Origin of the sequence: Paenibacillus sp. P32E (genome assembly GCF_001909085.1) — a bacterium.
GTDB classification, from domain to species: Bacteria; Bacillota; Bacilli; order Paenibacillales; family Paenibacillaceae; genus Paenibacillus_AQ; species Paenibacillus_AQ helianthi.
Map to the genome: position 1 here is coordinate 1 of NZ_LVYY01000034.1, position 9,055 is coordinate 9,055.

The window sequence follows — 9,055 nt, forward strand, 5'->3', positions numbered from 1 at the left end:
CGAGGAAGGTTATGCCCTGGCCGTACGCCGAATGACGGAACCGGAAAGCGTATTTGGACAACTGAAGAATAACCGGGGCTTCCGGCGCTTTCTGCTTCGCGGCATGGAAAAAGTGACGCTTGAGGTCGGTTGGCTTTCGCTTGCCCATAATATGCTGAAGCAAGCCACGGTGGACCAAAAACGCAAGGCCGCGATTCTCCAATAACAGGAGAATCGCGGCCTTGCTGTCTTTTTACTGCCTCTTGAATACATATGGGCTGTTTCTTTTTTTTGAAAATCTACTTATGAGACAGCCCCTTCTTTATTTCATAATAACAACACATCGACGCCCTTAGAGGCGTTTTTATTTTGCCCTCGGGGTTGTTCCCGGGAGATTGTCACAGAATTTCTAGTTGTGCTCATGCTGGCTGATTACGTCAGTGGGGTTGCAGGAGCATTTAAGACTAAGACAGTCAGCAGCGACATTATGTTTTGGGGCGGCGTTCGGAAGATCACCGTCCTTTTTGTTGTCGGCTTGGCTGCCTTAATTGACGATTGGGTGCAGCCTGGAGCGCCGGTATTCCGATTAGCTGCAATTCTCTATTACGCAGGTCGAGAAGGTCTATCAGTCATTGAAAATTTCGGTGTTATTGGTGTGCCGTGGCCACAGGCTATGAAAGATTTTCTGCTACAGCTCAGCGAGGACAAGAGTAAGAACAACCCGGCCAAGCCGGAACATCCAGACTATGGCCAATCAGCATAGGAGGGATACAGGTGTCATTAACATTAGACCATGTAAAGCTAAAATCTCAGGTCCGGCTTGTCGGGCTGCATCCGGTGCTAGTGGCGGCTACGGTTGCGCTTATTGAGCGCTGCTATGCCCGAGGAGTCAAATATAGTAATAACCCAAGGGCTGCGGACAATAGCTGAGCAGGACGCGCTCTACGCCCAAGGACGAACCAAGCCCGGCCAGATCGTAACCAATGCCAGGGGTAGGACCAGTTACCACAATTTTGGTCTGGCCGTTGATTTCGCGCTGCTGCTGCCAAACGGTTCCAGCGTCTCCTGGGATACCGCCCGTGACGGCGACGGCGATAAAGGTATCTGACTGGCAGGAGGTTGTCAAGGAGGCAAAGGCGCTGGGCTTTGAGTGGGGCGGGGATTTTAAGAGCATTAAGGATGCGCCGCACTTCCAAATGACTTTTGGACTGAGCACATCTGCGTTACGACAAGGCTATTCACTAAAGGAATCAGCGGTTAAAGCGGCGTATGCCGTTATAGATAAATTGAAGGAGGATGAGGTTGTGAAGAAGGATGTAAAAGTAACTGTAAAGGTAGATGGCAAGAAAATTGAGGACAGCGTATTAGATGAGGGAGTTGCTTATCTACCGGTGCGCGCTGTGGCAGAGGCTCTAGGGCTGACTGTGGGGTGGGATCAAGTAAGCAAAACAGTAACATTGAGTAAGGGGGCTAAATAATGAACAGCAAATGGCGTAATTATGGGTTGTGGGTATCTTTGACGGTAGCTGTACTGCTGGGTGTACAGACCACTGGAGCAATCTTCGGGGTACAACTGGCCCCGGAGAAGTACGATGAGGTTACAACTGCGGTCAATGCGTTACTGGGCGTGCTGGTGGTCCTAGGGATCTTAAGTAACCCAGAGGCTGGAAAGGGATATACAGATAAATAATTCATAATCGTTTGTGCTAATTCCAAAACCCTACCGAGCTGATAGGTGGAGTATTGGAATTAGTTCTTCATATATTGGTTATAGAGGTGAGGTTTAATGAAAGAGTTGGATAGATTTTTCGTACCATATTCAGTACCATGCGTAATTATTAAAAATAAAATAACAGGTGTGAAAGAGATATTCTATGCAGTAAGTTCAAATGGAGATATAGCGATAATCGGAGAAATAGGTGAGGGGAATTCACAGTGGATCAACCAATGTAGGGAAATTTCTAAATACGAATTAATTAGTAACTTTATTCTTTGCCAGTAAAAGGAAGGATGTGTTACACTTTTTTAATAAGGGAGGATGTATCATGAATGCTGATAATATTTCTATTGAAAATATAGGTGGAATTAAAAAACTGGATATAGAGTTTAACAATGGGGTTAATTTAATTTGCGGTATGAACGGAGTTGGGAAAAGCACCATTTTAGAATGCATCGCTCATTCTTTTGGGTTTACAAACTCCAGTATAATTAAACGAAATCAAAGATCTATGGATGGAAATTGGACTTTAAGCATTGATGGTAAAAAAATTACGTTTAGTACAGAAGCATTCCATCCATTTGAACAACAAATAAATTATAATGCTTCTTTCATTGAAGATAACCTACAAGTTATTTATGTAAAGGATCAAAGACAAATAGAGTATCATAAAAATGATGGAATACGTAGTGATGAGGACAGAACTAAAGAACAGTACCAATTTAGTATCATAAATGGTCTTCGTCCAGAAACGATTAAGTCGTGGTTTAGTAACAGAGTCTTATTTGAACCTCATGGTAGTTTATCTGAAGCTGAATCAGCAAATATTAAATTAGCAAAAAAATGTTTTTCACTTTTAGATGAATCAGTTAAATATGAAAGAATCAATCACACTTCACTGGATTTAATCATAGATACACCAAGAGGAAGCATCTATTTCGAGTATCTATCTTCAGGTTTTAAGTCTGCATTGTTTATTTTGTTAGGTTTAATTAAAGAGATAGAATTTAATACTAATCCGAAAATTAAAGCATCGGATTTTACTGGTATTATCCTAATTGACGAAGCGGACGCACATTTACACCCTCATTGGCAAGGGCCTTTTTTAAATGCAATAAAGGATACATTTTCTAATGCACAAATTATAATAACTACTCATAGTCCTCACATGATCCAAGCAGCTGGTTCGGAAGAGTTAATTGTACTTGGTATTGATAAGGATGGAGAAGTTAAACAATTGGATACTATAAAATCAGAATATGGGTTTAAAGGTTGGACTGTTGAAGAAATACTAGAAGATGTTATGGGGTTAGCAGAAACGAGATCCGATGAATATCTGATAACAAAAAGAAAGTTTGAGTCAGCTTTAGATGCTGAAAATTACGAAATTGCTTTGGAATCATATAAAATTTTAGAAGAAATGCTACATCCGAGAAGCCCTATGAGGAAAGTATATCAATTACAGTTAGGTTCATTAGGGTGAAAAAATGATAAAAGTAGAAAGAATAGAATCACCAACAAAATTAACTGTGGAAAAAAGAAAAGAATTAACTGAAGAATACTTAATGACTAGCAATAATGTTTGGAATCAAGATTATATAAAAAAAGCATTATTGAAAATGAGCAATAATAAATGTATTTTTTGTGAATGTCGTTTGGGAGAAGAAAGTAAATACATAGAAGTTGAGCATTTTCACCCGAAATCTTTATATCCGGAAGAAGTCGTGGATTGGGAAAACCTACTTCCGATTTGTAAAAGATGCAACGGTTTGAAAAGAGATCATGATACTAAATTAGTTCCTATTATTAATCCAACATTAATAGATCCTCGTGAGCACTTAACAATAAAAAAGTATCGCTTCTTCAGTAAAGATGAATTAGGAAAAAAAACTATAGGCGTTTTAAGTTTAAATGATTCGGATCGCCTTTTCTTACCACGCGTGACAATCGGGAATGCAATTTCTGATATACTCGATGGCCTTGGAAAGTGGGTTGGGAAAATTAAGGACAATAGTACTATAGAGGACCAAAATGAATTGATTTGTAAAATACGGAATCTTTTAAAATCATGCCAACCAGATGCGGAATACAGTACAATATGTTCATATGCATTATTTGAAGATGACAACTACTATGGTATTAAGGATTTTATGCAAGAAATCAAAATATGGAATGATGATCTTGTTAATTTAGAAAAAAATTGTTTAAAATATTCTCTTATAGAATATAAGAATCCTAAATTGATCGTCTAATATGTTCAAGCATGACGATACCCTGCCAGAATGACGGGGTATTTCTTTGCGTTAAGGATAATTATCCTTATCGACACATACATATTGTGCCATATCATGTTAATCTGTTTGTACAATAACTAGAATTACAATAGAAGGGTAAAGTAGAGGGTTGCTACTTCTAAATTCAATAGCGAGGTAAGAGTATAACTATGAGACAGAAGTTACTTGCTTATTACAAAACAGAGGTTAGTGTGGAGGCATTGGTATTATCGCACATGCCTTGGATAAATCGTTTTTTCAATGCCTCATTTTGGATTTCGTTTATTTCTTTTATCTGTTCGACTCTTAGTATTTTGTTATTAGTATATGGTAAAATGAAAAATCCTGTTTTGGTATCTCTTACAGTGTTTGTGCTATCTTGTATTAGTCTTTTAGTAGCTATAGATTTGTATGTTAGGAGAGCAAAAGAAATAGTAAGGAAGGAAGTTAAAACTCCATCTTACAGTAAAAGATGGCGTTGGCGAACTGAAGAATTTAATGAATTTCAGAGAAAAAAGATAGCGGATTTTTTAGATGAAAAAGGACTATTAAAAAGGTGGAAGGTAGAAAATATAATTGAATCTTTAATCAAAGATAAAGAACGAATGAAGATTCCACCATTAATAGCTCCTGCAGTATTTATATCTTTGACAGTTCCAAATGTAAACCAATTCTTAACCTTTTTATATGGTCAAAATGAAAAAAATGAAATTAGTGTTTTTGTCTATTCTTTCCTGATTACTGCTGCAGTAGTTTTCTTTGTGAACTACCTGAGTAAACAGATATTGGAGATGAAAGAAGAATTTTTAAAGGAATTTTATCATAGAAGAGAACTGTTGAGTATACTCGAAGATGTTTTGCTTTCGATTGAGGAGTGATTGTTTGAGTACTGCATACAAAGTCCTGGAGAGTGATACAGACTTCCTGACTGCTGCCTTGGCACAGTCTAAGGTATCAGTATGTTCCGTCCTGGGGATGATCCAGAAGGGCATATCATGGACTATGGGGGGATAGTAGAGGGATATTCCCCGAATAGTATCAAGATTGCTGGTGGATGGTTTATCCGAAAGCGGTTTGAGTTTAGAGCATACATAAAATAACCCGCCAGGTATGTGCGTCTGGCGGGTTTGTCTTTGTTTATTTAGCTGTGTACTCACTTACTTCAAAGGTGAGGATCTTATCGAATATCACGTATTCGGTACGTTTAGCAAATGGACCTTTGTTGTTGTTATGTTTGTCAATTGCGTATTTGGCAGGACCTGTTCCAGCATCTTTAGCATCGTACCAATTTAGGAATGCGTTCACTTCTTCTATTGAAAGGTCGAATTCTTTCTCGATACCATTTGATAAAGTGATGGTAAGAATAGCGTGATCACCTGATGGTTCTGGGTTAGAGGGTGAATCATTCTGTGGTGTAGCAGATGCTTCATTAGAATTGTTACTTTCTCCTTCAGGAGTTATCGCAGTAACTACATAATAGTAAGTTGTTCCATTTATAACATTAATATCTCTGTAAGTTGTCCCAGTTACGCTATTCGCAATTGTAGTATATGGACCGTCACTTTTTTCTGAACGCTTTATGTTATACAAAGCATCTACGTTAATCCCAGCCCAATTTAAATCTACCCTTTTGTTACTTGGTATTGCAGTCAATTTTGATGGACTGGATATCTCCTCGGAGGGGGTTGAATATACTTCGGTACTTGAAAGTATAGAAGTGTTTTTGCCTCCCATGACATATACCTTGCCATTTACTGTAGCTATTGAAAATACCGATCTGCCAGTTTTTAAGTTTTCTTTAGTCTCCCATGTATTAAGAATTGGATCATATTCTTCAACTGTTTTTAAATAGCCACCAGGGTCAGCGTTGTAGTTATAACCACCTACTGCAAAAATCCTATTATTTAATGTGGTTGCCCGCACGCCGTATCTTCCCGTTGGTAAGCTCGCCTTACTAGCCCACACATTTGTCACTGGATTATATTCTTCCATTCTCTGAGAGAAAGAGGCTTGTGAATTAGGTTCAATTCCTCCGAAAAAATATATCTTTCCATTTGCAACAGCAGCCGCTCCGTGTATCCTACCAATTGATAGACCCGCCTTACTAGTCCATTTATTCGAAATTGGATCGTACTCAAATGTAGTAGCAGTAGAATTACCTGTGGTATCCATTCCGCCAATAGCATATATTTTCCCATTTAGAGAAACAACAGAAAGTGCACCTCGTCCTGCTGGTAAATCAGCTTTTTTTTCCCATGAGTCTGTTGTTGGATCGTACACTTCGACGTTTTTTATATTTGTTTCATTGTCGGTGCCACCAATAGCATAAATTTTGTTGTCTAATTCAACTACACCAAGTCTGTATCTACTAGTAGGCATAGGAGCCTTGGTTTCCCATGTGTTTGTACTAGGATTATAAGCCTCAACTGTATTCGTCACAGATTTTCCGTCATGCCCTCCAATTACATAGATAATACCATTAACAGCGGCTGATCCAGAATCTTGTCTCGCAGTTGGAGTCGGAGCTTTTTCAATCCACTGCTTGTTTCCTGATGCGAAGGTTAGATTCGATTGAACTAATGTCAATATGAGAATGAAGCATAAAAAAAATAAAGATTTGTTTCTGGTGTTCAAAGTAACATCTCCTTAATATGTATTTAATTTATAACAAGTTTCAATTTACAAAACTTAACAAGGATTGTCTAAACATATATGTCTATATCTGCAATAAAGTGAGTGAAGGACGTTATTTTCTTTTTTTATGCCATTTGTTTGATTCTAGTTGAAACAAAAGCCCAGTAACCTTAAGTGGTCGACTGGGCTCGTTTGTACGCCCAGCATGGGCGTCATCTCTAGGGTGAAAGTCCCGAGCGGGGGCTGGCAAGCGCCTACCGTTAGCCAAGAGCAAGGGTGTCCGCCGTGAGGTGGAATCTGAAGGAAGCTGGAGGCAAAAGCACGGCCTGAGGTACACGAATCCAATTGGAGGCGGTTGCAGCCGGATAAGTCACCAAACCATGACGAAATCCTAAGCTGCCAAAGGCTACAGCCGTAAACTTGGGCAGGCGCGGGCGGAAAGATGACGTTCTTATCTGGGGAGACCTGCCAGGTAATCAAGAAAAAAAACTTGTAACCGTAGCTGAGAGGCTGCGCTGAACTGGCAGGAGTCAGCAGAGGCCATAGTACGTAAGCTGTTGCAACAGCTTACGGAAGGGCTGAACCGAAAGGAGAGAGGAAACCGATGCGTTCGCATGAAGAGCAACGACAGCCGAATATCTCGCAAGAGAGCTGCCAGCAAAGAGAAGCGGTGAAGCCGTCAGGGTATGCTGGAGCGCCGAGTTCTTCGTCGGCACAAGTCGCCCCTTCCTCTCGCGAAGACCAGAACAACTTGCTGGAGCGATTGCTCGAAGGGGATAACCTTCGGCTCGCCTACAAACGAGTGGTGCAAAACGGAGGAGCACCCGGTGTGGACCATGTAACGGTAGCAAATCTACAAGCTTACTTGAAAACACATTGGGAGACGGTGAAAGCCGAGCTTCTGACGGGAACCTATAGACCTGCGCCAGTCAAACGGGTGGAAATCCCTAAACCCGGAGGCGGTGTACGGCTGCTAGGGATCCCGACCGTAATGGACCGTTTTCTCCAGCAAGCACTTCTACAAGTCATGAACCCGATCTTTGACGCGCAATTCTCCTGGTATAGCTACGGCTTTCGCCCGGGGAAGAGTGCGCATGGCGCAGTCAAACAAGCCCAAAGATATATCCAAAGTGGACTCCGATGGGTCGTGGATTTGGATATGGAGAAATTCTTTGACCAGGTGAATCACGATATGCTGATGGCAAGAGTGGCGCGGAAAGTGGCAGACAAAAGAGTGCTGACACTGATCCGTGCCTATCTGAACGCCGGAGTCATGGTGGACGGAAAGTTGGAGCGCAGTTGGGAAGGAACGCCACAAGGTGGTCCGCTCAGTCCGCTTTTAGCGAATATTCTACTGGATGATTTGGATAAGGAATTGACGGGGCGAGGGTTGCGATTTGTACGTTATGCGGACGACTGCAACATCTTTGTGGCGAGTAAGCGAGCAGGTGAACGCGTCAAGGAATCGGTATGCCGATTTGTAGAAGGAAAGCTAAAACTGAAAGTGAACCGGGAGAAAAGCGCGGTGGCCAGACCCTGGCACCGGAAGTTCTTAGGGTTCAGTTTCCTGAGCCAGAAACAGGCAACGATTCGCTTAGCACCGAAGACAATCTCACGATTTAAGGAAAAGATTCGTGAATTGACGAATCGAACGTGGTCGATTTCGATGGAGGAGAGAATTAGCCGCTTAAACCGCTATATGATGGGTTGGATAGGTTACTTTCGACTAGCGTCGGCAAAGACGCACCTCCAGAACCTGGATCAATGGATTCGAAGAAGACTCCGAATGTGCCTATGGAAGCAATGGAAACGAGTCCGTACACGAATTCGGGAACTACGAGCGCTCGGCGTTCCCGAATGGGCCTGTTTCATGATGGGAAACTCACGCAGAGGCGTATGGGAAATGTCCCGGAACATAAATAATGCCCTAAGGGCTTCCTATTGGGAAGCGAAAGGGCTGAAAAGTTTGCTTTCACGTTATCTGGAGCTTGGTTAACCTTTTGGAACCGCCGTATGCGGACCCGCATGTACGGTGGTGTGTTGGTATGATAAACGTACCGGCCCGTTCTTGTTACAATGGAGACAGGGTTTCGGAGAAGGCTGCAGGCGGGGCGGTTGCCCTCTCGCTGGGATGAAATAAGCCCGTTGGTGTGTTTAACCGCCTCCTCGCCTCACCCAGTTGTGGCATAGCCCACGGATAGGTGAATGTACAAGCAACTCCGCCTGTAATTGTATTAAGGGGAGGGAAGGGAAATGCGGTTTATTGGTTTGGATGTACATCAAAAATATGCGGAAGGATGTGAAATCGGCACCGATAAGAAAAAAAGACGATTCCGGATCGCTAACACACGCGAAGCTTGGGAGGAGTTCGGCCAAACCCTAGATCCCAATACTCGCATCGTTCTCGAAGCGACCAGCAACGCCTTTTGGATTCATGATATCTTATCCGAAT

The 9,055-nt window shown here is 41.8% G+C and carries 12 protein-coding genes; 11 read left to right on the top strand and 1 reads right to left on the bottom strand.

The window, feature by feature from the left end:
• The 9 genes from A3848_RS22880 to A3848_RS22915 form a co-directional block, all read left to right on the top strand.
• Positions 1–205: transposase (locus A3848_RS22880; RefSeq protein ID WP_074087183.1), on the top strand; the 205-nt coding region annotated here is incomplete at its 5' end.
• Between the two features lie 168 nt (positions 206–373).
• A complete protein-coding gene (locus A3848_RS22885; RefSeq protein WP_256702536.1) occupies positions 374–742 on the top strand; it encodes a phage holin family protein in 369 nt (122 codons plus the stop codon).
• 93 nt (positions 743–835) lie between these two features.
• Entirely contained in the window at positions 836–1,087 is a 252-nt protein-coding gene (locus tag A3848_RS33335) for a M15 family metallopeptidase (protein WP_305953442.1), read from the top strand.
• Positions 1,059–1,457: a stalk domain-containing protein gene (locus A3848_RS33340; protein ID WP_305953443.1), complete on the top strand. Its 399-nt coding sequence runs from the start codon at positions 1,059–1,061 to the stop codon at positions 1,455–1,457. The genes A3848_RS33335 and A3848_RS33340 overlap by 29 nt, the downstream gene beginning before the upstream one ends.
• The gene (locus tag A3848_RS22895) at positions 1,457–1,669 is read left to right on the top strand and encodes a phage holin (protein ID WP_074087185.1); all 213 of its coding nucleotides are present in this window, start codon (positions 1,457–1,459) and stop codon (positions 1,667–1,669) included. Before A3848_RS33340 ends, A3848_RS22895 begins: the two co-directional genes overlap by 1 nt.
• 96 nt (positions 1,670–1,765) lie before the next feature.
• Positions 1,766–1,981, top strand: coding sequence for a hypothetical protein (locus tag A3848_RS22900; protein WP_074087186.1), 216 nt, complete (start codon positions 1,766–1,768; stop codon positions 1,979–1,981).
• Positions 1,982–2,024: 43 nt separating this feature from the next.
• On the top strand, positions 2,025–3,179 hold the full coding sequence (locus A3848_RS22905; protein WP_074087188.1) for an AAA family ATPase: 1,155 nt from the start codon (positions 2,025–2,027) through the stop codon (positions 3,177–3,179).
• Between the two features lie 4 nt (positions 3,180–3,183).
• A complete protein-coding gene (locus tag A3848_RS22910; protein ID WP_074087190.1) occupies positions 3,184–3,948 on the top strand; it encodes an HNH endonuclease in 765 nt (254 codons plus the stop codon).
• Positions 3,949–4,139: 191 nt separating this feature from the next.
• Positions 4,140–4,847, top strand: coding sequence for a hypothetical protein (locus A3848_RS22915; protein ID WP_074087191.1), 708 nt, complete (start codon positions 4,140–4,142; stop codon positions 4,845–4,847).
• A 259-nt stretch (positions 4,848–5,106) separates the two neighbouring features.
• Here the strand turns inward: A3848_RS22915 and A3848_RS22925 are convergent, their stop codons facing one another.
• Positions 5,107–6,603 (bottom strand): Kelch repeat-containing protein, encoded by a 1,497-nt coding sequence (locus A3848_RS22925; RefSeq protein ID WP_074087193.1) that lies wholly within the window; start codon positions 6,601–6,603, stop codon positions 5,107–5,109.
• 604 nt (positions 6,604–7,207) lie between these two features.
• Here A3848_RS22925 and ltrA point away from each other — a divergent pair.
• Both ltrA and A3848_RS22935 read left to right on the top strand, forming a co-directional pair.
• A complete protein-coding gene (gene ltrA / locus A3848_RS22930) occupies positions 7,208–8,599 on the top strand; it encodes a group II intron reverse transcriptase/maturase (RefSeq protein WP_083612306.1) in 1,392 nt (463 codons plus the stop codon).
• Positions 8,600–8,856: 257 nt separating this feature from the next.
• The coding region (locus A3848_RS22935) for a hypothetical protein (RefSeq protein WP_218619015.1) at positions 8,857–9,055 on the top strand (199 nt) is incomplete at its 3' end.